Annotated in this window: 15 protein-coding genes, 1 other RNA gene and 2 other annotated features; of the genes, 3 read left to right on the forward strand and 13 right to left on the reverse strand. The window is 45.9% G+C overall.

Going from position 1 to position 23725, the window contains the following annotated elements:
- Positions 1-90: 90 nt before the first annotated feature.
- The 3 genes from leuS to B5G00_RS07945 all read right to left on the reverse strand — a co-directional run bounded on the left by leuS (position 91) and on the right by B5G00_RS07945 (position 6841).
- Complete coding sequence (gene leuS / locus B5G00_RS07935; RefSeq protein ID WP_087271115.1) at positions 91-2505, reverse strand: leucine--tRNA ligase; 2415 nt, start codon at positions 2503-2505, stop codon at positions 91-93.
- 71 nt (positions 2506-2576) lie between these two features.
- Positions 2577-2813 (reverse strand) — a binding site (T-box leader).
- A gap of 85 nt (positions 2814-2898) precedes the next feature.
- A complete protein-coding gene (locus B5G00_RS07940; RefSeq protein ID WP_087271118.1) occupies positions 2899-4551 on the reverse strand; it encodes a hypothetical protein in 1653 nt (550 codons plus the stop codon).
- Positions 4552-4753: 202 nt separating this feature from the next.
- Positions 4754-6841 carry an elongation factor G gene (locus B5G00_RS07945; RefSeq protein WP_087271120.1) on the reverse strand — a complete coding sequence of 696 codons (2088 nt, stop codon included), beginning with the start codon at positions 6839-6841 and terminating at the stop codon, positions 4754-4756.
- Between the two features lie 303 nt (positions 6842-7144).
- On the opposite strand from B5G00_RS07945, the gene B5G00_RS07950 reads away from it, so the two are divergent.
- Both B5G00_RS07950 and aroA read left to right on the forward strand, forming a co-directional pair.
- The gene (locus B5G00_RS07950) at positions 7145-8242 is read left to right on the forward strand and encodes a prephenate dehydrogenase (protein ID WP_087271123.1); all 1098 of its coding nucleotides are present in this window, start codon (positions 7145-7147) and stop codon (positions 8240-8242) included.
- Positions 8243-8250: 8 nt separating this feature from the next.
- Positions 8251-9528 carry a 3-phosphoshikimate 1-carboxyvinyltransferase gene (aroA, locus tag B5G00_RS07955; protein WP_087271126.1) on the forward strand — a complete coding sequence of 426 codons (1278 nt, stop codon included), beginning with the start codon at positions 8251-8253 and terminating at the stop codon, positions 9526-9528.
- A gap of 55 nt (positions 9529-9583) precedes the next feature.
- Here aroA and B5G00_RS07960 read toward each other — a convergent pair whose 3' ends face one another.
- The gene (locus B5G00_RS07960) at positions 9584-11119 is read right to left on the reverse strand and encodes an ASKHA domain-containing protein (protein ID WP_087271129.1); all 1536 of its coding nucleotides are present in this window, start codon (positions 11117-11119) and stop codon (positions 9584-9586) included.
- A gap of 122 nt (positions 11120-11241) precedes the next feature.
- Positions 11242-12381, reverse strand: coding sequence for a glycerate kinase family protein (locus tag B5G00_RS07965; protein ID WP_087271132.1), 1140 nt, complete (start codon positions 12379-12381; stop codon positions 11242-11244).
- Positions 12382-12643: 262 nt separating this feature from the next.
- Between B5G00_RS07965 and B5G00_RS07970 the strand changes: the two genes are divergently transcribed.
- Positions 12644-13975, forward strand: a complete 1332-nt coding sequence (locus tag B5G00_RS07970; RefSeq protein ID WP_087271136.1) for an MATE family efflux transporter — start codon at positions 12644-12646, stop codon at positions 13973-13975.
- Between the two features lie 87 nt (positions 13976-14062).
- Here B5G00_RS07970 and queA read toward each other — a convergent pair whose 3' ends face one another.
- The 8 genes from queA to ssrS all read right to left on the reverse strand — a co-directional run bounded on the left by queA (position 14063) and on the right by ssrS (position 23711).
- Positions 14063-15088 (reverse strand): tRNA preQ1(34) S-adenosylmethionine ribosyltransferase-isomerase QueA, encoded by a 1026-nt coding sequence (gene queA, locus B5G00_RS07975; protein WP_087271139.1) that lies wholly within the window; start codon positions 15086-15088, stop codon positions 14063-14065.
- A gap of 149 nt (positions 15089-15237) precedes the next feature.
- A complete protein-coding gene (locus tag B5G00_RS07980; protein ID WP_087271142.1) occupies positions 15238-15843 on the reverse strand; it encodes a histidine phosphatase family protein in 606 nt (201 codons plus the stop codon).
- A 43-nt stretch (positions 15844-15886) separates the two neighbouring features.
- A complete protein-coding gene (gene pheT, locus B5G00_RS07985) occupies positions 15887-18304 on the reverse strand; it encodes a phenylalanine--tRNA ligase subunit beta (RefSeq protein WP_087271146.1) in 2418 nt (805 codons plus the stop codon).
- 14 nt (positions 18305-18318) lie between these two features.
- Positions 18319-19338, reverse strand: a complete 1020-nt coding sequence (gene pheS / locus B5G00_RS07990; protein WP_087271149.1) for a phenylalanine--tRNA ligase subunit alpha — start codon at positions 19336-19338, stop codon at positions 18319-18321.
- A 272-nt stretch (positions 19339-19610) separates the two neighbouring features.
- Positions 19611-19833, reverse strand: a binding site (T-box leader).
- A gap of 41 nt (positions 19834-19874) precedes the next feature.
- Positions 19875-20816 carry a YihY/virulence factor BrkB family protein gene (locus B5G00_RS07995; protein WP_242971320.1) on the reverse strand — a complete coding sequence of 314 codons (942 nt, stop codon included), beginning with the start codon at positions 20814-20816 and terminating at the stop codon, positions 19875-19877.
- Positions 20817-20836: 20 nt separating this feature from the next.
- Positions 20837-22267, reverse strand: coding sequence for a SpoIID/LytB domain-containing protein (locus B5G00_RS08000; RefSeq protein ID WP_242971321.1), 1431 nt, complete (start codon positions 22265-22267; stop codon positions 20837-20839).
- Positions 22268-22436: 169 nt separating this feature from the next.
- Complete coding sequence (locus B5G00_RS08005; protein WP_087271156.1) at positions 22437-23501, reverse strand: aldose epimerase family protein; 1065 nt, start codon at positions 23499-23501, stop codon at positions 22437-22439.
- Positions 23502-23528: 27 nt separating this feature from the next.
- A non-coding RNA gene (ssrS, locus tag B5G00_RS08010) (6S RNA) lies at positions 23529-23711 on the reverse strand.
- Between the last annotated feature and the right edge of the window lie 14 nt (positions 23712-23725).

The following is a 23725-nucleotide window of genomic DNA, read 5'->3' on the forward strand; positions in this document are numbered from 1 at the left end:
AGAAAGACGCCAAAGAATTTGATTAGTATCATTAATGAATATAAAAGAAGCCGGGTTCCCAATTTAAGCGGGTTCCCGGCTTTCTGTTTCTTATTTCATTACTATGTTAATAATCTTCTTAGGAACATAGATTTCTTTTATCACGTTTCCTGTCAGCTTATCGGCAATCGCTTCTTTTCCTGCGGCAATAGCCTCTTCTTTGGAAGCTTCTGCACTGATGCTGATAACGGCTCTTGTCTTTCCGTTGATCTGTACAGGAATCTCGATCTCGTCATCTTTCATAGCTTCCTCATCAGCTTCCGGCCACTGGGTATGGAATACAGAATCCTCATGGCCGTATTCCTGCCACAGCTCTTCTGCCACATGAGGAGCAAATGGAGCCAAGAGCTGGATAAAGGTTTCGATAGTCTTTCTGTCGATTCCTCCTGTTTTCTTCGCCATATCAATGAGCTTGTTATTGTACTCCATGAAACCGGAGATAACTGTGTTCAGGCTGAAGCTTTCCAGACGCTGCGTAACGTCATAAACCAGTTTATGGCGAAGCTTCACCATTTCTTTTGTCTCAGCTACATTTGCATCTTTGCTGTCCATGGCCAGTTTCCAGAAACGGTTCAGGAAACGGTAAACGCCGTCGATTCCTCTATCATCCCATTCTGCATCCAGTTCCGGCGGACCTACGAAAAGTTCGTAAAGTCGCAGAGAGTCACAGCCATAGTCTCTTACCAGATCATCTGGAGAAACCACATTGCCTTTTGACTTACTCATCTTAATACCGTTCTTGCCGGTGATCATACCCTGGTTAAACAGCTTCTGGAATGGTTCGTCAAAATCGATCACGCCGATATCATAGAGGAACTTGGTATAGAAACGGGAATACAGCAGATGAAGAACTGCATGCTCTACACCGCCGATATACATATCTACTGGAAGGTATTTGTCTGCTTTTTCTCTGGATACCAGTTCTTTGTCGTTTTTGTTATCCACATAGCGGAGGAAATACCAGGAAGAACCTGCCCACTGAGGCATGGTATTGGTCTCTCTCTTGGCTGGAGAACCACAGCATGGGCAAGTGGTGTTTACCCACTCATCAATAGCAGCCAGAGGAGATTCTCCTGTGCCGGTAGGCTCATAGGATTCTACTTCTGGAAGAGTCAGAGGAAGCTGGTCTTCCGGAACCGGTACGTTTCCGCATTTTGGACAGTGGATGATGGGAATAGGCTCGCCCCAGTAACGCTGACGGGAGAATACCCAGTCACGAAGCTTATAATTTACTGTCTTTCTTCCGATTCCCATCTTCTCGATCATTTCAGGAGCTTCTTTCTTCAGAACTGCAGATTCCATGCCGTTCCAGTCTCCGGAGTTGATCATAGTTCCGGAAGCTTCTGTATAAGCCTCTGTCATATTTTCGATTTCTTTTCCGTCCTTAGCGATTACCTGGATGATCGGAATATTGAATTTTGTTGCAAATTCAAAGTCACGGTCATCATGAGCCGGTACACACATGATAGCTCCTGTACCATAATCAGCCAGTACGTAATCAGAAAGCCAGATAGGCACTTTCTTTCCATTAAGTGGATTGATGGCGTAGGTTCCTGTGAATACGCCGGTCTTTTCTTTATCCTGAAGACGGTCTACATTAGATTTCATAGAAGCATCATAGATGTATTTTTCTACAGCTTCCCTTGTCTCCTCTGTAGCCAGGCTCTTTGCCAGAGCATGCTCAGGAGCCAGAACCATGAAGGTTGCTCCATGGAGAGTATCCGGTCTTGTAGTATACACAGTGATTTTCTCATCTCTGCCTTCTACCGGGAAATCCACCTCTGCGCCGTAGGATTTTCCGATCCAGTCGGTCTGCATCTTCTTAACCTTTTCCGGCCAGTCCAGTTTGTCCAGGTCATTTAAAAGACGGTCTGCATATTTGGTAATGCGGAGCATCCACTGACGAAGGTTTTTCTTGGTTACTTCTGCACCGCAGCGCTCACATTTACCGTTTACTACCTCTTCATTTGCCAGACCAGTCTTACAGGAAGGACACCAGTTAATGGGGAATTCCTTCTCATAGGCCAGGCCTTCTTTAAACATTTTTACAAAGATCCACTGAGTCCATTTGTAGAAATTAGGATCTGTAGTATTTACCTCTCTGTCCCAATCATAGATTGCAGCGATATCCTGAATCTGTTTCTTGATATTTTTCACATTTTCTGCAGTAGATTTTGCAGGATGTACGCCCATCTTAATGGCATAGTTTTCTGCCGGAAGACCAAAAGCATCCCAGCCCATAGGATGGATCAGATAATATCCATGCATTAATTTGTAACGGCTCCAGACGTCAGAGATTACATAACCTCTCCAGTGTCCTACGTGAAGTCCGTTTCCTGATGGATATGGAAACATATCCAGGCAATAATATTTTGGCTTTTTGCCGTCATCTACGTTCACTGGTTTTTCATCCCAGATCTTACGCCATTTTGCTTCAATGGCCTTATGATTATATGGTACTGCCATTTTCTTTTCCTCCTTATTCTTTCTGCCGGTTTCTGATCGTATCGGCAATACAAAAAGCCCTCTCTTCTCCAGCTAGAGACGAAAGGGCTTAAATTCCGTGGTACCACTCTAATTCACAGGTTTAAATTATTCTGTGCACTCATTTTTTCTGTAACGGGAAATCCCGCCCGCATCTACTGATCCGCCAATGGGGAAAGTTCGATTTGGGAACTCCGAGGCCAGTTGGGAAGCTTACGTGACTGCCTTGCACCAGACGGCAGCTCTCTTGACACGCAGGGTTTCTTAATAATCCTCTTCACAGTTTTTAGTTTATAAAACTATTACACATTTTACTCAGGGATTTTCCATTTGTCAACCCCTGAACGAGATTTCTTCCCGTTCGAAAAAGGAAAATCATCCCTCTTCTTCCCCGGAAGTCTCTTCCTCTGTCTGTACCTGCTTAGTTTCCGCTTCCCGGCCTTCAAGCTGGGTAACAGTACAGATGGATTCTTCTTCCTCATACCTGAGAGAAATCTGGTCTCCGGTATCATAGCCTACGATTTCCGGGAACTCTGTTACCGGAATATCAAAAATCAGCTCCTGTCCTTCCAGTGTAATGTAGAAATGAGAGTTTCCATCCAGCACAGCCTGGGCCATGCGGTATATGACGCCCTCTGCACTGAGGTCACTGTCTGAAGCTCCGCTGACTTCAATACCGCTGCTTTTCAGCAGTTCCACATAATTCTCCTCGCATTCCTGAACCGTATCTCCGATGGCTACATTCTGATATTTCTGAACATTGACCATGGCATATTTCTTCACCAGACCGGCTCCGTCCTTTAAAGCCATGAAATAAGTGGGCTGGTCAGAGATGTTCAGAAGAAGGGGAAATGCCGCTGTATACTTCAGGTTCTGCACCTGTCCTTCTGCAGAGTCCATGGCGGACCGCTCCTGAGCGCCTTCACAGGCATAGTATCTGGTCTCCATAGTCCTCTGGTTCATAAGGACAAATCCCACATTGGATTTATCTCCGCTCACAGAGGTCACCCCTGTGTAAACCCACACATCATCATCAAGGGCCAGATAATTATATCCTTCTGTAGTCTGAAGGCATCCCTTCTGTCCCAGCACACTGTTAAAGAATCCATTCTGCAGCATGCCATGATAATTATACAGTTCCACCAGAAGATCTGCCGGATATGCCCGGTCTACCCATTTGGGACAGTCTTCGATCTTCAGGTCCTGGCATTCTCCTGTCTGGGCATTGCATAGTACCACTCTGCCTATGGTCTGGCCTCCAAAAAGACCGATGTTAAACTTCTTTACCGGACAGATCCAATAAGGAGTTCCGTCATCATCAATCTCAAAACTTATCTGGTCAAACATATAGGTAGGATATTTAAATCTCAAATGCCGGTAAATATTTCTGTTGAAGTATTCTGATTCCGAATACTTGATCCCTTCATCTAACTTTACCAGCTCTGTATTCTGTGTCGCCATATCAATACGCACATAGGCAGGAATCCCCTCCTTCTGATTGGTCAGCCATTTAATAGGACTGGCATAGACCAGGGGGCTTACCCGATAGGGCTGCTCCTTATAATTGATCTGGGAATAGAGACTGCTCACCTCAAACTGGGACACCATATCCACCATACTTCCCATCTTTCTGTTTCCCAGCAGTTCTGCCGACTCTTTATCCAAAAGGGGAATCTGGTCATAGCTGATTTCTTTGATATCTTCTGCAAAGTTCCGTTCTTCCGGTTCCATCAGAGCCTGATATTTTTCTGCATTGACAACTGGAGAAGACAAAAGGGCTCCAACTGCATAGACAACTGCAATGGCCAATATGAGCACCAGCCCGCCCTTTAGTACCTTATCGGACTTCAATTGATGGATGGTGGCAATTCTTTTCCGAATGCCGTAAATAATAAGGATCAGCAGCACCAGTCCCCCCAGAAAGGCCCAGAATCCGCTTTCGTGGATGTTCACAGCAGGAAGAGTCACATAGTAATAAATAAAGGCCAGAAAAATGATGACCAACCCTGCCAGAATTTTCTTTTTCATAAATCTTTACCATACCTTTCTACACAGTTTGTTCTGGTCTGTGTTGTTCCATTGTAACACTCCCTTTGCAGGTTGTCATCCGATTTCTCACAGAAAAGAAAAAGCCCGCAAAAGGGGCTTTGAAAAAGAGAAACCGCCCTGTACAGTTTTCCTGTATAAGGGCGGTTTCCTTTTATAAGAAAGAGATTTACCTTGGTAAAGTTTAGTCTTCTTCTGCTTTTGCTCTTGCTGCGATTTCTTTTTCCTGAATATCAGAAGGAGCCTGCTCATAACGGGCAAATTCATAGGAGAAGTTTCCGCTGCCGCCTGTCATGGAACGAAGGTCTGTAGAATATCCATAGATGGAAAGCATCGGAACATCAGCCTCGATCACTGTGTTTCCTTTATGATCTGTGTCTGGATTCATTCCCAGCACACGGCCTCTCCTCTTATTCAGATCACCCATAACGTCTCCTGTAAATTTGTCAGGAACACTGACTTTCATGGAAACGATAGGCTCTAAGAGTACCGGTGAAGCTTCCATAAAGCCCTTCTTGAAGGCCTGGATAGCAGCAGTCTTAAATGCCATTTCCGAAGAATCTACCGGATGATAAGATCCATCATAAAGTGTAGCCTTTATACCAACTACAGGATAAGAAGCCAGAGGTCCCTTTACCACAGATTCCTGAACACCTTTTTCTACTGCAGGGAAGTAGTTCTTTGGAACGGCTCCGCCTACAACGGTCTGTTCAAATACATAGGGAGTTTCCAGATCTCCGGATGGCTCAAAGATCATCTTAACATGTCCATACTGACCATGGCCGCCGGACTGTTTCTTATATTTTGCTTCTACATCTGCTTTCTTCCGGATGGTTTCTTTAAATGGAACCTTAGGTTCAGAAAGAACAATGTCTACTTTATAGCGTTCTTTTAATTTACTAACAACGATATCCAGATGCTGCTCACCAATTCCATAGAGCAAAGTCTGACGGTTCAGGGAGTCATTTACAACTTTCAAAGTCAGGTCTTCCTGCATCATTCTGCTCAGAGCCTGTGATACCTTATCCTCATCACCTTTATTCACGGTCTTATATCTCTTATAAGTATAAGGTGTGGAAATCTCAGTTTTTCCATAGAGGAGCGGGGTATTCTTTGTAGCAAGGGTGTCTCCTGTGGCTACAGTACTCAGTTTTGCAATAGCGCCGATATCCCCTGCATGAAGCTCCGGAACTTCCAGAGGCTTGGAGCCTTCAAGAACATAAAGCTTATTCAGCTTTTCCTCTGCTTCTTTGCCTGTGTTGTAAAGGGTATCATCTCCTTTGATAACGCCGGAGCATACCTTGACCAGAGAATATTTGCCCAGGAATGGGTCTACGATAGTCTTAAATACATAAGCAGATTTTGCTTTTGTAAAATCGTAATCTGCCTGATAGATTTCATTTGTCTTGGAATTCATACCTGCACAGGTTCTCTGATCCGGACTTGGGAAGTATCCGCAGATATCATCCAGCAGATTTGCCACGCCCTGAATATTGATAGTAGAGCCCATACATACAGGAATGATGCTGCCTTCAGAAATATTCATCTTCAGTGCTGCGGAAACCTCAGCTACTGAGAATTCTTCGCCGGCGAAATAACGGTCCATAAATTCCTCGCTGATCTCTGCCACAGATTCCATAAGGATTTCGTGATATTTTTCCAGATACTCCTGAAGATAATCCGGCACCGGGCATTCTTTTTTCTTGCCTCTGTCGATATATTTTCTTCCGGCCTGTTTTACGATATTTACATATCCTACAAATTTTCCTTCCTCACGGATGGGCATATGGATAGGAGCGATCTTCTTTCCGTACATCTCTGTAAGATCCTCCACTACCTGACGATAGCTGACATCGTCAATATCCATCTCTGTAACAAAGAACATTCTCGGAAGCTTATATTTCTCGCAAAGCTCCCATGCTTTCTGGGTTCCTACCTGAATGCCATCCTTACCGGAAACCACGATAATAGCTGCATCTGCCGCTGCAACAGCTTCTTCCACTTCCCCCACAAAGTCGAAATAGCCTGGCGTATCCAATACATTGATTTTTACCTTACCCCATATGATTGGTACAACAGATGTTGAAATTGAAAACTTTCTCTTTATCTCCTCTTTATCATAGTCGCTCACGGTGTTTCCATCTGTCACTTTCCCCAAGCGGCTTGTAATACCTGATAAATAAGCCATCGCTTCTACCAGACTCGTCTTACCGGCACCGCCATGGCCGAGCAGGACCACATTTCTAATTCTGTCGGTTCTAAAAACGTCCATATGTAATACCTCCCAAACTTAATATGTGTATATTCTACTAAAAATTTCTCAACAATTCAAGTATTTCATTCAAATTAGACAAGGTTTTTACAAACCATTTCTGAAATCACAGGGTATTCTGCCCTACTTGTTGTAAATCCTCTTTATTTTTCACTTTAAAGCACTAAACTGTTGACATTTTTCAACACCTATCATAAAATTATTACTATTGGTAGTCAGCAAAACTGGTACATGAACCCAGGTATCAGCTTATCAGCTCTCTGCATGTCAGAATATTAAGTTTCAGAAGGAGTACACATTTAAATGGAAACCACCACCATAGGTTTTATCGGACTGGGGCTCATCGGAGGCTCCATTGCAAAAGCGATTCGAAAATTTCATCCGGATTACCAGATCCTGGCCTATAACAGGACCAAAGAGGTTCTGGAGGACGCAGTCTTTGACGGCATTGTGGATATCCCCTGCACAGAACGGGATACCCGTTTTGCTCTCTGCGATTATATCTTTCTCTGCGCCACAGTAGATTATAATCTGGAGTGTCTCCCCTGGCTGAAAGAAACCATACGGCCAGGCTGTATCCTCACAGATGTAGGAAGTGTAAAAGGAGAAATCCACCGTCAGATCACTGCTCTTGGCATGGCGGGCAATTTTATCGGTGGTCATCCCATGGCCGGCAGCGAAAAAACAGGTTATGAATATTCTACCGATCACTTAATTGAAAACGCTTATTATATCCTTACTCCATCGGAGGAAGCGGGACTTGATAAAATCGGTGCTTATACAGAACTGGTTTCCTCTATCGGAGCCCTGCCTATAATCCTGTCCTGGGATGAGCACGACTTTATCACTGCCTCTGTCAGTCATCTGCCTCATATTGTAGCAGCCTCTCTGGTAAACGTAGTAAAGAAACTGGATTCTCCTCAGGAGCATATGAAGACCATTGCCGCCGGAGGATTTAAGGATATTACCAGGATTGCCTCTTCTTCTCCTCATATGTGGCAGCAGATCTGCCTGGAGAACCCGGAGTATATTTCCAGAGTCCTGGATGAGTATATCCGGCAGATTGTCCAGGCCAAGTATCTGGTAGACCAGAGAGATGAGAACGGTCTCTATGAAATGTTTGCCCAGTCACGGGAATACCGGAATTCTTTCAGTGACGCTCCCAGCGGTCCTCTGAAAAAATCTTTTACCTTATACTGTGATGTGGTAGACGAAACAGGCGCCATTGCCACCATTGCCACGATTCTTTCCATGAACAATATAAGTATTAAAAATATCGGCATTGTCCACAACCGGGAGTTTGAAGACGGCGTTCTCCGAATCGAATTTTATGAAGAGGAAGCCCAGAAGCTTGCTGCAGAGCAGCTTAAAAAGCGAAATTATATTATTTACGAGAGGTAGAAAAATCTATGAAATTCAGCAAATCAGCTCCATTAAAAGGGGAAGTGACGGTTCCGGGAGATAAATCCATCTCCCATCGCAGTGTAATGCTGGGCGCTCTTTCCAAGGGTACCACCAGTATTACTAATTTTCTGGAAGGCGCGGACTGTCTTTCCACTATAGACTGTTTTCAGAAAATGGGAATTGAAATCGAGAAAAAACCGGGTGAAATCCTTATCCATGGAAAAGGACTCCACGGCCTTACTGCTCCTTCTGATATTCTGGACGCAGGCAACAGCGGCACAACTGTCCGTCTCCTCAGCGGTATCCTGGCAGGCCAGAATTTTCAAAGTGCTCTGACCGGGGACGAATCCATTCAGAAGAGGCCTATGAGACGAATTATCACTCCTCTTACCGCTATGGGCGGAAATATAAAAAGCATCCGTGGCAACGACTGTGTACCCCTGGAGATCCAGGGCAGCCCTCTCAAAGGGATTCATTATAATTCCCCGGTAAGTTCCGCCCAGGTGAAGTCCTGTGTGCTTCTTGCAGGTCTTTACGCCGATAGGCCTACCAGTGTTACAGAGCCATTCCTTTCCAGAAACCATTCTGAGTTAATGCTCCGCTCCTTTGGGGCCACAGTGACAAGCCAAAATACAACTGTAACTATTGAACCGGAACCTGCTCTCACCGGCCAGGAAGTCCAGGTACCGGGAGATATTTCTTCCGCTGCCTATTTTATAGCCGCAGGTCTTCTGGTGCCAGGCTCTGAAATCTTGATCAAGAATGTGGGAATCAATCCTACCAGAGACGGAATCCTACGGGTATGTCGGCAGATGGGCGCCAATATCCAGATTTTAAATCAGCGTGAGCACTGTCAGGAACCGGCGGCAGATCTTCTTGTAAAATACAGCTCCCTGAAAGGTACTGTGATACAGGGAGAGCTGATTCCCACTCTCATCGACGAACTTCCTGTCATAGCGGTAATGGCTGCTTTTGCAGAAGGCGTCACAGTGATCCGAGATGCCCAGGAACTGAAAGTAAAAGAATCTAACCGCCTGGATATTATGGTCCATCATTTACAGGCTATGGGGGCCGATGTAACGCCTACAGAAGATGGTATGATCATTAAAGGAGGCCCTCTTCTCCACGGAGCCCAGCTGGACAGTCATCTGGATCACCGGATTGCCATGTCCTTCGCTGTAGCAGGGCTGGCTTCAGAAGGAGAGACAGAAATTACCCAGGCAGATTGTGTAAATATCTCTTACCCGAAATTCTACGAAGACCTTCAAAGTCTTCAGCATTAGAAAGAGGACTGCTGTCCCCAGTGAAGATGTCCCGGAATTTTCCGGCTCTTTCCTGCTACAGCAGTCCTCTTTTTTTCAATTGTTTTTCCACCGTTGGATATCTGTGGATATCTGTATGGGGAATGGCCTCTGCCGCCACCATGAGATGCAGGAAATTGTCTACAGCCCCAAACTGGATATAGGTCATCTTATCCAGGATTTTCTCCACCTCTTCCTTAATCTCTTTGTGGAGAAGCATTTTCCTTGCGCCGGCCAGGGAACTGTTTCCCGGAAGAAGAAGCCTGTCTCTGGGAATATCCGGATAAAGCCCTACAGTAATTCCAGCCTCTTTAGAAATATGGGTTCCAAAGGCTCCTGCCACATAAAAACGCCCAATATCCTTCATTTCCAGTCCCAATTCTCCCATCATATATTCCACCATGGTCCCGGCTGCGGCTTTTGTCTTCAGAAACTCTTCTATGTCCTTCTGGAAGAAAAAGAGGCCGGGCCCATATTCGGCAGCCAGTTCTCCCTCTACTTCCAGGATTTTTTCAGAAGCTTCCTCCACATAACGTCCTCTTACATCGATCCAGCCATTGAGAAACATCTCAGCCAGCAGATCCACAATACCGGAACCGCAGATTCCTGCCGGCGCCCTTTCACCGATCACATGGATCTGTACCTGTCCATTTTCTATATGAACCTGGTCCACGGCTCCTGGTTCCGCCCGCATACCGGTTTTTACTACACCGCCTTCCAAAGCCGGTCCTGCAGCGCCTGCACCTGCCACCAGGAAATCCTTATTTCCAATGACCAGTTCTCCGTTAGTCCCGATATCCAGAAAAACCGAAATCTCTTCCCCTTTGTATATTTCTGTTTCTACTATACCGCTTAAAATATCTCCTCCCAGATAGTTCGCCTGTCCAGGATAAGCGTATACATATCCTTTTAAAGGAAATCCCAGGTCCACGGCTCTATAGCAGTCCGGTTTCAGGGTGCACACTGCGTAAGGGGCGGAAAATACGCAGAAAGCGTCCAGACCATAGAGGAAATGCATCATTGTAGTGTTTCCCGCTATGACCATAGAAGCACACTGCTCCCCGGAGATTCCGGTATCCTGCTCCATTTTTTCAAATAGTTCCAAAAAGCTGTCTACTGTGGCTTTCCTGATTTCTTCCAGCTTCTGAGGATTGTCCTTTCCGTAAAAAATCCTTGTAAGAATATCTTCCCCATAGGCAATCTGATGGTTAAACACAGATTTCTGCCAGAGAACTTTCCCCGTATTCATGTCTACCAGCTCTCCGGCTAAAGTCGTACTCCCCAAATCCGTGCAGAACCCATAATGTTCACCTGAAGTATCTCCCGGTTCTATATCTGCCAGTTCCCAGCTTTTCCCGTTCCATACAAGAAGCAGTGTAATCTTCCAGTCAGCCTGGCAGCAGAGAGGATAGAGCTTCTTTAAGACTAGAAGGCTGCAGCTGACCTCTCTATATTCTCCTCTCAGAGCCCTCAAAATCCGCTCCTGATCTGAGGCATTATCCTCCTGGCTTGGAGGCGTCAGTTCCAGATAAATTTTCCGGCTCCAGCCCTCTGGCTTTTTCGCTGTTTCCATTCTCTTCTCCTTTTCTGTCCTTCATCTTTCTGTCCCTTCCAGCTGTCTTGTGCTGGGAAAATCCTACCCTCTCTGTACAGGGACACACAGGCCTCTTGTTCAGAGAGGGTATATTTTTTGCTTTATATAGATTTTAAATTTATAAGACGGAATACCTGTTCTGCCGTATCAGACAGATTCTGCCCTGCAGTCTCCGGCTCCATAGCTTCTTCCAAAGTGGAGATTCCCCTGACAACAGGGAAAAATGCATCGATTCCTTTTTCATTGCATTTTACTGCATCTCTGGTCACACTTCCTGAAAAGGCAACTACAGTCTTCCCGTATTTTTTTGCAAGGCTGGCTACTCCTACAGGCGCTTTTCCCATAGCCGTCTGTCCGTCAAGGCGTCCTTCTCCGGTAACAACCACATCTGCATCTTTCACATAATCTTCCAGTCTGGTTTCTTCCAGAATAATCTGTATCCCTGATTCCAGAACACTGTTTGTAAAAGTAAGAAAAGCAAAGCCCAGGCCGCCTGCAGCTCCGGTTCCCGGTCTCTCTGGATCTGCCTGAGGAAAGGTTTTTCCAGCCAGCTCTGCATAGGCGCCCAGCCACTTATCCATCTTGTCGATCATTTCCGCATCTGCCCCTTTCTGAGGGCCATAGATGGCGCTGCTGCCCTGAGGTCCGCACAGAGGATTTACCACATCACAGGCAACACGGAACTCACATTCCTTTAACTGGGGGAGAACTTTTTCGTCTTTGATGGCTGACAGCTGTTCCAGCCCTCTGGCCCCCAGAGGAACCTCATTCCCTTCAGCATCCAAAAATTCATAACCCAGAGCCTGGAGCATCCCCACTCCTCCATCATTGGTAGCACTGCCTCCGATTCCCACTAGAAATCTTCTGCATCCCTTTTCAACAGCATCTTTTATCATTTCTCCTACTCCATAGGTAGTGGTATAGAGAGGATTTCTCATCTGGTCCGGAACCAGAGTAATTCCTGCTGCCGCAGACATTTCGATTACCGCCGTGTTCTCTCCTACAATTCCATATTCTGCCTCTACCGGATTTCCAAGAGGTCCTGTAACTGTCACTTTACAGGTACGTCCTCCCATTCCCTGGACCAATGCTTCTACGGTTCCTTCGCCTCCATCTGCCAGCGGTCTGATCTCTACCTGTGCCTGAGGATTACTTTTCAATATTCCCCTTTTTGCTGCCTCTCCTGCCTCCAGAGAAGACAGGCTCCCTTTAAATGAATCAATCGCAATCACTACTTTCATACCCTTACTCCTTGTCTGGTTCTTCTGTTCTTTCAATCTCTTTGATTATAAAACGAATCCTTTCGCAGTTCAACGTATTTTCTTGTTAAATAATATCTTGACAATCTTGGAAGGTTCTGCATATAATGGTACTGCTAAAATTCCATGTGGATTTTTCTGGGAGCATCCCATTTTTCGCCACATAATCGCCGTCGGTGATTATGTGGCTTTTCTTTTGCTCATAGCGGCAGTAAATATTATTACACAAGGAGTGATAAGAAAAATGAACGAAACTTTTATGAAGGAAAAACCAGTATTCTCTCTGATCTTATCCATGGGATTTCCTATGATGATCTCTATGCTGGTGAATTCTCTGTACAATATTGTAGACAGTTTTTTTGTGGCAAAGATCAGCGAAGACGCCATGACGGCCCTATCCCTGGTCTATCCTGTCCAGAACTTTATCAATGCCATCGCCATTGGTTTTGGCGTAGGGATCAATGCCGTCATTGCATTTTATCTGGGCGCTTCGGAAAAAGAAAAGGCCAACCGGGCGGCTACCTGGGGACTTGTTCTGGCTCTGTTCCATGGATTGCTGCTGGCTGTTGGCTCCATTGCCCTAATGCCTGCCTTTCTCCGGATGTTTACTTCCCAGGCTTCTCTCTTTGAGCTGGGCATGCGCTATTCCATGATCGTATTTGCCTTTTCTCCCATAATTACTCTGGGGATTTCTTTTGAAAAAATCTTCCAGTCTACTGGCCAGATGACCGTCAGTATGGTCAGTCTTATGGCTGGATGTATCACTAATATTATCCTGGATCCCATCATGATCTTCGGCCTTGGTCCCTGCCCGGAAATGGGAATCGAAGGAGCAGCCCTGGCCACCGGGCTGGGACAGGTAGTATCCCTTGTGATCTATCTGGGAGTCTATTTTTCAGGGACCCTTCCTCTCCATATCGGGATTCAGCATCTGGTGAGGGAAAAGGAGCTTACGGCCCGGTTATATTCCATTGGCATTCCGGCTTCTCTGAACATCGCCCTTCCATCCCTGCTGATTGCCTCCCTGAATGTGATCCTGGCTTCCTTTTCCCAGATTTATGTAACGATCCTGGGAATTTACTATAAGCTCCAGACTTTTTTATATCTTCCTGCCAACGGCATCATCCAGGGGATCCGGCCTCTGGTAGGGTATAATTACGGTGCAAAGGAATATCACAGAGTAAATAAAATTTATCTCACTACCCTGGCTATTGACGGCTGTATCATGGTCATCGGAACCGTCATCTGTCTTCTGATCCCTGATCAGCTTATGGGACTGTTTACAGAAAATCCTCAGACTATAGAAGCAGGAAGCCTGGCCCTTCGGATCATCAGTGGAGGTTTCCTGGTCTCCACCTTATCCATCACCTCCTGCGGCGCCCTGGAAGGCCTGGGAAAGGGAACCCCTTCTCTTATTATCTCCCTGCTCCGCTATGTGGTGATCATTATCCCCGCTGCTTTCCTCCTTGGCAGAGCTTTTGGTCCTGCAGGAGTCTGGAATGCATTCTGGATTGCAGAAGCTGTGACCGGGGTGATTTCTGTGTTTATCTACCGCAGAGCAGTCAGGAGCCATTAACATCAGCTGCTTGCGTAAAAGACGCTATGGCATAAAGCAACCCCGGAAATGCCCATTCTATCAGCATTTCCGGGGTTCTGTCTGTTCTTATTCAATAATCATAGCATCTCCAAAGCTAAAGAACCGATACCTTTCCTTCACCGCCTCTTCATAGGCCGCCAGGATATGCTCCTTTCCTGCCAGTGCAGACACCAGCATCAAAAGGGTGGATTCCGGCAGATGGAAATTGGTGATCAGAGCATCAATCATCTTAAACTGATATCCCGGATAAATAAAAATTTCCGTCCAGCCGCTCTTAGCCTGAAGGATTCTATTCTCATCTGTAGCAGATTCCAGGGTCCTGCAGCTTGTGGTTCCTACAGAGATAACCCGTTTTCCCGCCTTCTTCGTATCATTGATCAGCTTCGCCTGGTCTTCTTCCACCACATAAAACTCAGAGTGCATATGATGGCTTTCTACATCGTCTACCTTTACCGGGCGAAAAGTTCCCAGCCCTACATGAAGGGTTACATGGGCAATCTTCACACCCTTTTCCTCTATCTGATGAAGAAGCTCCTGAGTAAAATGGAGGCCTGCTGTGGGAGCTGCCGCACTTCCCTCATGTTTTGCATAGACCGTCTGATACCGGTTTTTATCCTGAAGCTTATGGGTGATATAAGGAGGCAGAGGCATCTCTCCCAGCTTATCCAGGATTTCCTCGAAAATCCCCTCATATTCAAAGCGGATCAAACGGTTTCCTTCCTCTACGATATCAATAACCTCTCCGATCAGAAGGCCATCGCCAAAACTGATCCTGGTTCCCACTTTCGCCTTTTTCCCCGGTTTTACCAGAGTCTCCCAGATATTGTCTCCCTTTCTCTTTAAAAGCAGGATTTCTATGCCGGCCTCTGTGCCGATCTTGCTTCCATAAAGCCGGGCAGGGATTACCTTTGTATCATTGATTACCAGGCAGTCTCCCGGATTCAGGTAATCAATCACATGCTTAAAGTCTGTATGGGTAATTTCTCCTGTTTTCTTATCCAGGTGCATGAGCCTGGAGGAGGACCTGTCTGCAAGAGGGTCCTGGGCGATCAGCTCCTCCGGCAGGTCATAATAAAAATCTGATGTTTTCATAATCTATTCCTATCTTCCAAATACTCTGAGACCAAAAGAGTTTTCCTGCCGCTGTATTCTAACCTGGGACATCAGTCCCTGTTTTGGCAGTTTCTGCTCTGGTCTGCAATGTCTTGTTATATATCATCAGGCAGGATTTGTCAAGCAGTTCAATGATAATACACCTTATCTTCCTCCAGCAGCGCTGCCTTTCCTTCCCGGACTTCCACTATGTTCACACAGCAGTTAGGCGGCACTTTCCCATGCCAGTAATTTTCCAGCCCTTCTTCCTTATATACATTGTGGAGAAGGGCCCGTATGGCACAGCCGTGGGATGCGATAAGCACCGTCTTGTCCTGAAGTTCTTTTCGGGAGGTAATGTCCTTCCAGAAGTCCTTTGTTCTCTGAAGAATATGAGGCAGGGGTTCTCCTCCTTCCGGGGGAATATACTTTTCCGGGTGATGGAAAAAGTTGTCCAGCATTTCCTGGGGAAGAAGGGCGGAGTCCTTCCCCTCCCATACGCCGAAGGAAATCTCCCGGATCCTTTCGTCATCATAAATAGGGATTTCCCGGTCTCCCAGCACCAGCTTTGCCGTGTCCCTGGCTCTTTTTAAGGGGCTGGTGAAACAGCAGGAAAAAGGCACCTCTTTCAGTGCCTTTCCCGTAATCTCAGCCAGGGCTGTCCCTTTTTCATTTAGTTCTGTGTCTGAAGCGCCCTGAAGCCGCCTCTGGACATTCCAGCAGGTTTCTCCATGTCGTACAATATAAATCTTCACTTATACATACTCCTTTTATGCCCGGCTGCATCTCAGTCCGTTTTTATTTTCTCAGCTCGATTCCCAGTCCTTCCAGACCATTCAGGATTTTCTTCATAGCTGCATTTACATCGGCATCTTCCAAAGTCCTGTCCTTAGCTCTGAAGGTTACAGAGTAGGCCATAGACTTATAGCCCTCCTGGATCTGGCTTCCTTCATAAATATCGAAAAGTTCATAGCTCTCCAGGATCTTGCCTCCCCTCTGGGCAATGATATGCTCAATCTGGCCTGCCAGAATATTTTTCGGCACCACCATACTGATATCACGGCTCACTGCAGGGAATTTTGCGATTCCTTCATACTTTCTGTCAAAGGTAGCAAACTTCATGATAGAGGGCATATCCAGCACAGCTACATAAGCTCTGTCGCCAATTCCATAGGAGGCTGCAACAGTAGGATGCACCTCTCCCATATAACCGATAACAGTTCCTTCATAGACAATATTTGCCTGGCGTCCCGGATGAAGGAAGGTCTTTCCTGCATTGGGGTCATAGTCTTCCTTGCTGCTCATACCGATCTTATCCAGGAATTCCTCTACCACGCCTTTCATGGTATAGAAATCTCCATCCCCGTACATACCCAGAGTAAAGATCATTCTCTCATCAGGCAGCTCTGTTAATGGAAGAGCCTTTGGAATATAGATATTTCCCATCTCATACAGGCGGACATTCTTATTTCTTCTCTTGTAGTTAGTTCCCAGAGAAGTGAGCATACCGTTTAAGGAAAGGGTACGCATAATGCTGAAGTCTTCTCCCAGAGGATTTGCGATCACAATGGCCTTTCTGTGAGGATCATCTGCGGGCAGCAGAAGCTTGTCAAATACTTTAGGGCTCTCAAAGGAATAGCAGTATCCCTGAGAAAATCCGTTGAACTCTGCCATATCTCTGGCTGTCTGCTGGATACGCAGATCAAAAGGCAGTTTTCCCGTAGTAGCCTCTCCCTTTGGAAGAGTGGTAGGAATATTATCATAACCATAGAATCTTGCTACTTCCTCTGCCAGGTCTGCGGTACGGAAAATGTCATGGCGGAAAGTAGGCGCTACGATTTCATTAGTCTTCTCATCATATGCCAGTTCTACTCTGTTAAAATACTCCAGCATTTCCTCTTTGGACAGTTCTGTACCCAGAAGGTTGTTGATCTTCTCCGGCTCGAAAGGAACCCGTACAGGCTCTTTCTTTGTGGTGTATACATCCACCATTCCTCCTACGACTTCGCCGCAGCCGAATTCTTCCACCAGCTGGCAGGCTCTGTCAATAGCTGCCTGGGCATTATTGGGATCCAGACCTTTCTCGAACTTTCCGGAAGCGTCTGTACGAAGCCCTACCTTTTTGCTGGAAAGACGGATATTTACTCCGTTGAAATTAGCTGCCTCAAAAAGTACAGTGGAAACGTGGTCTGTGATCATAGAGTTCTCTCCTCCCATGATACCTGCCAGACCGATAGGCTTTTCACCGTCGCAGATCATCAGCACAGAATCATCCAGAGTTCTCTCCTGGCCGTCCAGGGTCACAAATTTTTCTCCGTCCTTTGCCCGGCGGACAACGATTTCCTGTCCTGCAACTGTATCCATGTCATAGGCATGCATAGGCTGTCCAAACTCTTCCATAACGTAATTGGTAATATCTACCAGGTTGTTAATGGGGCGGATGCCGTTGGCTGCCAGACATCTCTGCATCCATTTTGGAGAAGGTCCGATTTTTACATTTTTTACCACTCTCGCACAGTATCTTGGGCACAATTCTGTATCTTCCACAGTAACCTTTACATAGTCATGAGCGTCTTCGCTGTTTCCCTTTACCTCAACTACAGGAGGAACGAATTTTTTATTAAAAGTTGCCGCAGCCTCTCTTGCAATACCGATAACACTGTAGCAGTCCACTCTGTTGGAAGTAATCTCATATTCAAAGATCACGTCGTCCAGTCCCAGAGCGTGGATAGCGCTTTCTCCCACTACTGCGTCTTCAGGGAAAATATAAATTCCATATTCCGGAGCTTCGGGATAAAACTCTCTGGTAGAGCCAAGCTCTTCAATGGAGCACATCATTCCATAGGACTCCACGCCTCTTAATTTTCCAGCTTTGATCTGGATACCGCCGGGAGTCTTCTTACCATCGTGTCCCCCTGCAACTCTTCCGCCTTCCAAAACTACAGGAACCTTGTCTCCCTCTTTTACATTAGGAGCTCCTGTTACGATCTGAATGGTTTCTGTTCCAATATTTACCTGGCAGATAATGAGCTTGTCTGCATCTGGGTGCTTTTCGATCTTCTCAATCTGACCAATGACAATTTTGTCCAGGTCAGCGTCCAACTTCTCATAACCTTCCACCTTTGTTCCTGACAAAGTCATGGCATCTGTATATTCCTGGGCTGTCACATCCAGGTCCGGCACATATTTTTTAATCCATGATAAAGATGTATTCATTCTCTTCTCTCCTCCTAGAACTGACGTAAGAATCTTGTGTCATTCTCATATAATAAACGCATGTCGTCAATTTCGTATTTCAGCAGAGCAATACGCTCCAGACCTACGCCGAAAGCAAAACCTGTGTACTCATTGGGATCAATGCCGCACATTTCCAGTACATGAGGATGTACCATACCGCAGCCCAGAATCTCAATCCAGCCGGAGCCTTTACAGAAACGGCAGCCTTTGCCTCCACACTTAAAGCAGGATACATCCACTTCTGCACTGGGCTCTGTAAACGGGAAATGATGAGGACGGAATTTTGTCTTTGTCTCTGGTCCGAAAAGTTCCTTTGCAAACTCTTCCAGCGTTCCCTTTAAGTCAGCAAAGGTAATATTTTTATCAATAACCAGTCCTTCGATCTGGTGGAAAGAAGGGGAATGGGTAGCGTCTACTTCGTCTGAACGGAACACACGTCCCGGGGAGATCATACGGATAGGCAGCTTGCCCTGCTCCATAATTCTGGCCTGTACCGGTGAGGTCTGAGTGCGGAGAAGGATGTCCTTTGTGATATAGAAGGTATCCTGCTCATCCTTTGCAGGATGTCCCTCTGGAATATTCAGTTTCTCAAAGTTGTATTCATCATATTCGATTTCCGGGCCTTCCACTACCTCATAGCCCATACCGATAAAGATTCTCTCTACTTCTTCCAGGGCGATGGTATTGGGATGTCTGTGTCCCGCCTCCATTTTCTTTGCAGGAAGGGTTACATCAATAACCTCTTCTCTCAGCTTCTGCTCCAGAGCTTCTGCCTCCAGCTTCTGCTTTGTCTCTTCCAGGAGAGCTTCGATTTTCCCTCTGGCCTCATTGACCCACTGGCCTACCTTTGGACGGTCTTCAGGAGCCACATCCTTCATGCCTTTTAAAACCGCTGTCAGCTCACCTTTTTTTCCTAAAAACGCCACACGGACTTCATTAAGTTTATCCAGAGCTCCGGATTCCCGAATCTGTCTCGCAGCTTCTTCCTGAATTTGCTTTAACTTTTCTTCCATGATAATCTCCTTTTCTTAATTTGATACTGATACCCTCCGCTGCAGCGGAATACTTACGGATTTTTTTATAGCGCAGTCGTAGAACAAAGTGGGCAAGCCCACCTCAGCTCCCCCTCCCCTCAATCTTGAGGGACTTGAACACTTTGCGCGCCGCCGCAATACCGCAAAGCGGTAACATACCTCATTGCGGCGTGTGCATCCTGCCCGGAGGGCTTTTTATTCTATAGGACAGTCCGGAGGACTTTCCTATAGAATAAAAAAGCTCCGTCCCCAAAAGGGACGAAGCAAAATATCCGTGGTACCACCCTTGTTCCCGCCGTGAACGGCAGGCACTCTTTCCTGTTTAACGCACAGCAACGGCACAACCTACTGGGTTTCAGAAGTGCGGCTCCGGTGTGAAACTCAATACTTATCTGAACTGAGGAAAGCTTTCAGCCGGTGACTCTCCCTCTCTGGCAGAAAATAAATATCTACTGGCACCTTCACAGCCTTTGTTTTATGTCTGTACCCTATTGTAGCCATTTTGACAGGCTGTGTCAAGAATTTCTTTTTTCTTTCTTCTCTTCTTGTTCCTCTTCCTTCGTCTCTTCTTCATCCTCCTCCCTGGTCAAAAGCTGGTACTCCTTCCGAACAGCCTCTATTGCACTCTGATGTATCCAATGGAACTGCTCTTCAAAATAATAGTTTACCTGGGCTCCGATCATTACAAATATCATGCAGAAATACATCCACAGCAGAATCAATACAATGGTTGTCATGCTTCCATACATATTGGCCGCATTATTGAAAAAGTCCAGATAAATAGAAAAGAAAAAAGAAAAGGTTGACCAGCATACGGCAGAAAGCACAGCTCCCGGCAGCTGGCTACGAAATGTAGCCTTTCGGTTAGGAATGAATTTATACAGCATCAGAAACACAAGGGACAAGAGGCCAAGGGAAATCAGCAGTCTCATACTGATAATTGTGGTCACCAGCCTATCCAGAAAAGGAAACCTATTACTCAGTTCCCGCTGAAGACTGTTTCCAAATACCTGAAGTATCAAAGTAAGGACAATGGCGATTACAAAAATCAGTGTATAAATTACAGAGCGAATTCTGGTAACAATAAAATTACGGGTCTCCTGTACCTGATAGATAGTATTAAATCCATTTGTCAGCGCCTGGATTCCTTTTCCTGCAGACCAGAGAGCAATCAACGCAGAAATCGGCACCACACCCAGAGATTTGGCATAAACTTCTCCTACAATCCCTCGGATAAATCCCTCAAAGTTCTCAGGAAAAACCTGCATTACCACATTGATTACTTCTTCCCTGGTCAGAGGCGTATACTTTATGGAAGTCATGAGAAGGAGCATAAAAGGGATAAAGGAGAGAATAATAAAATAGGCAGCCTGAGCAGCATATGCCGACATATGCTTTTCGCTTAAATTCACTGCAAATCCCTGTATAAATTTCACCGCTTTTTTTATTTTTTCCACACCATCATCCCCTTTGTTTTTCACGAATCCCCGGCTTTTACAATATCATTAATATTCCCAATTTCCACATCTTTATAAAAATAAGTCAGAATTTCCTGATAATTTTTCCCTGCATCCGCCATTCCTTTGGCACCGTTCTGGCTCATGCCAACGCCATGACCATATCCTCCTCCCAGGACTTTATAACCCGTGAGGCCGCCCTTTTCATCTCTGAGCTCCTGGAGAGTAAAATATGCGCTGGGAAGGAGAGAACTTCCCATAACCTGGGAACCATCCTGTCTGGTAATAGACAGTCCTTTTGGTGCAAGGGCCGTCCGAATATCATATTCACTATGTATTTCCTTATCTCCCTGGTCTGTATGGATTACCAGCTTCAACACACCGCTGTCATTTTCTTCTTCTCCTGTCTCCACTCCAGATACAGAGGATACGCCTTCAAACATCCCCTGAACATTTTCCAGTATCTTTCCCAGAGAAAGGTCCACTTCCCATTGATACCAAGGTTCCTGTGAGTCATAGGTGCACTCCACACTTTGAAGATATGAAGAAGGGGCAGAGGCTGCCCAGACCTGATCCGTACTGGTCTTTCCATGAGACGTAGAAAAATAGTATGCGTTAATAGGGGAACCATTATTTAAAAGAATTTCCCCGGCGGTTTCCCTCACTGCCTGGCTGGCAGCCTCCGCTTCTCCACTGTTCTGATATACCTGGTAAGAAACACTGTCATCCACCTGGGCTCCCAGATTTTCCAGGGAGCTGTTCATCATCTGGACACAGACATAAGTCCTGGCACAGACCGCCTGGGCTTTCAGCGCCTCTTCAGGATAAGAGGCGGGCATTTCACTGGGCACTACTCCATAAAGATATTCTTCCAGGGGAAGGGTATTCACCAGTCTGAGACCGTTCTCATCCCGATACACAGTCAGACTTCCCCGATAAGAAGGAGCCCCCTGGCCTCTGGATAAAGAGGTTACCTTCATGCAGGCCTTATCTTCTCCGGGAGAGAGGGTATAGCTCCCCTCTCCCAGCTGGGTGCTGTCTCCTGTAAGTTCCAGAGTTTCCCCTGTCTGATAGGTTTCTCCGCCGCTGCCCTGGCAAGTCCCCTGAAATTCTATTGTAATCCCGTCATGATAATAGCTGCTGTAGCCATTGTCCATGACCAGCACTCGAATCGGCAGCTCCTGGCTTTCTTCTTCAATGGCGGCATTTTTCTGTCCGGCAGTTTCTGCTGCCCCAGCCACTTCTGTAATGGTATCATTGGCCAGCTCCTGAATACTGTCCTTCAGGGAAGAAACCACTTCAGCCGCACTGGCCCATTCATTTTCTTTCAGAACAAACTCTTTTAAAATCTCAGATTCTGCAGTTTCTCTCTCCTCACCTGCTTTCCCTGCACACCACACAATCAAGATTCCCACAAGAGCCGCCAGTATGATTAAAATTTTCCATTTCATTTTATCTTTCCAGTCCATACTTCCAATATATGAAATTTTTTCAAAAGTGAGAACACTCCCACTTTTGCTCTTTCCCATCAAAGAAAAAAGCTGTCCGGAACCCCATAGAAGCTATGGAATCCCGAAACAGCCCAATTGGCTCATTGCTCGCGGGAATTAAATTCCTGCATCAAGCTTTTACAGAAAACTTATATACAGTTGTTGTATCATACTTTTCTCCGGCTTTCAAAACAGAGCTCTGGAAAGAAGCCTGATTGCAGGCATCAGGATAGTACTGTGTTTCCATACAGAATCCGCCCCGTTTCTGATAAACACATCCATTTTTTCCTTTTTCATTATCAATAAAATTGCCGATATAAAACTGCATGCCCGGAAGATCTGTATATACTTCCATGACAATACCGCTTTTCTCATACTCCGCAACGGCAGCTTTTCTCATGGAGCCTTTCTCTCTTGTCAAGGCATAGTTATGGTCATATCCACCGCCAAATTTCAGCTGTTCAAAGTCCGCCTCTAAATCTTGTCCAATTTTCTTAGGCTCCCGGAAATCCATAGGCGTTCCCTCTACCGGAGCAATCTCTCCTGTGGGGATAGCTTCTGAATCAGATACAGGTGTGTACTCTGGAGCCAGAATCTGCACCTTGTGGTCCAGCAGGGCTTCCGAACCAGCTTCATGTCCCGCCAGGTTAAAGTAGGAATGATTGGTCATGTTTACGATGGTATCCTGATCTGCTTCACCTTCATAATGGATCTGCACTTCATCCTCATCTGTTAATGTATAGGTAACCTCTGTATGGAAATTGCCTGGAAATCCCTGGTCCATATCTGGACTGGAAAGAGCGAAGACAACGGAATTCTTTTCCTCATCTACTGCCTTCACCTCCCATATCCGGGTACGATACCAGTCCGGTCCGCTGTGAAGGTTATTTTTATTATCGTTGACTGCCAGCTGGTATTCCTTTCCATTTAAGGTAAATCTGGCGCCTCCGATACGATTTCCATTTCTTCCGATCACCGCCCCGAAATGGCAGGAATTGTCATAATATCCCTCTGCGCTGTCATAGCCCAATGCTACATCCAGCATTTTTCCATCTCTGTCCGGCACAAGAATATTTACCAGCGTCGCGCCAAAATCGCTGACTCCTATACTCATGCCATTGGCATTTTTAATTTCATACAAAAAAACTTCCCGGTTGTCCGGGCTTTTACCAAACGGTTTTTTCACGATCCCCATAATATGTATTTCTCCTTGAACAAAAATAAAAGTCCCAAAGTGCCGTTTCCCATCTTCTGACTCCTAGCCTAAGCCAGGTGGGCAACCGCAACCGGCGCGCTGTCTTCCGCTGCATAATGACGGCCTGACATTGAAACCGGCAATATAGGAATCCCGTTTAAAGTAATGTAGGTTCAAAAATAATGGGAGCGTCGAACACCCCAGGACTTTTTCTAATTTTTATT

Origin of the sequence: Blautia sp. An46 (assembly GCF_002161645.1) — a bacterium.
In the GTDB taxonomy this organism is placed as follows: domain Bacteria; phylum Bacillota; class Clostridia; order Lachnospirales; family Lachnospiraceae; genus Blautia; species Blautia ornithocaccae.

Coding starts and splice junctions, on each gene's coding strand:
- leuS (WP_087271115.1), bottom strand. CDS start 2,505: ATGGCAGTACCATATAATCATAAGGCCATTGAAGCAAAATGGCGTAAG.
- B5G00_RS07940 (WP_087271118.1), bottom strand. CDS start 4,551: ATGAAAAAGAAAATTCTGGCAGGGTTGGTCATCATTTTTCTGGCCTTT.
- B5G00_RS07945 (WP_087271120.1), bottom strand. CDS start 6,841: ATGGACGTTTTTAGAACCGACAGAATTAGAAATGTGGTCCTGCTCGGC.
- B5G00_RS07950 (WP_087271123.1), top strand. CDS start 7,145: ATGGAAACCACCACCATAGGTTTTATCGGACTGGGGCTCATCGGAGGC.
- aroA (WP_087271126.1), top strand. CDS start 8,251: ATGAAATTCAGCAAATCAGCTCCATTAAAAGGGGAAGTGACGGTTCCG.
- B5G00_RS07960 (WP_087271129.1), bottom strand. CDS start 11,119: ATGGAAACAGCGAAAAAGCCAGAGGGCTGGAGCCGGAAAATTTATCTG.
- B5G00_RS07965 (WP_087271132.1), bottom strand. CDS start 12,381: ATGAAAGTAGTGATTGCGATTGATTCATTTAAAGGGAGCCTGTCTTCT.
- B5G00_RS07970 (WP_087271136.1), top strand. CDS start 12,644: ATGAACGAAACTTTTATGAAGGAAAAACCAGTATTCTCTCTGATCTTA.
- queA (WP_087271139.1), bottom strand. CDS start 15,088: ATGAAAACATCAGATTTTTATTATGACCTGCCGGAGGAGCTGATCGCC.
- pheT (WP_087271146.1), bottom strand. CDS start 18,304: ATGAATACATCTTTATCATGGATTAAAAAATATGTGCCGGACCTGGAT.
- pheS (WP_087271149.1), bottom strand. CDS start 19,338: ATGGAAGAAAAGTTAAAGCAAATTCAGGAAGAAGCTGCGAGACAGATT.
- B5G00_RS08000 (WP_242971321.1), bottom strand. CDS start 22,267: ATGAAATGGAAAATTTTAATCATACTGGCGGCTCTTGTGGGAATCTTG.
- B5G00_RS08005 (WP_087271156.1), bottom strand. CDS start 23,501: ATGGGGATCGTGAAAAAACCGTTTGGTAAAAGCCCGGACAACCGGGAA.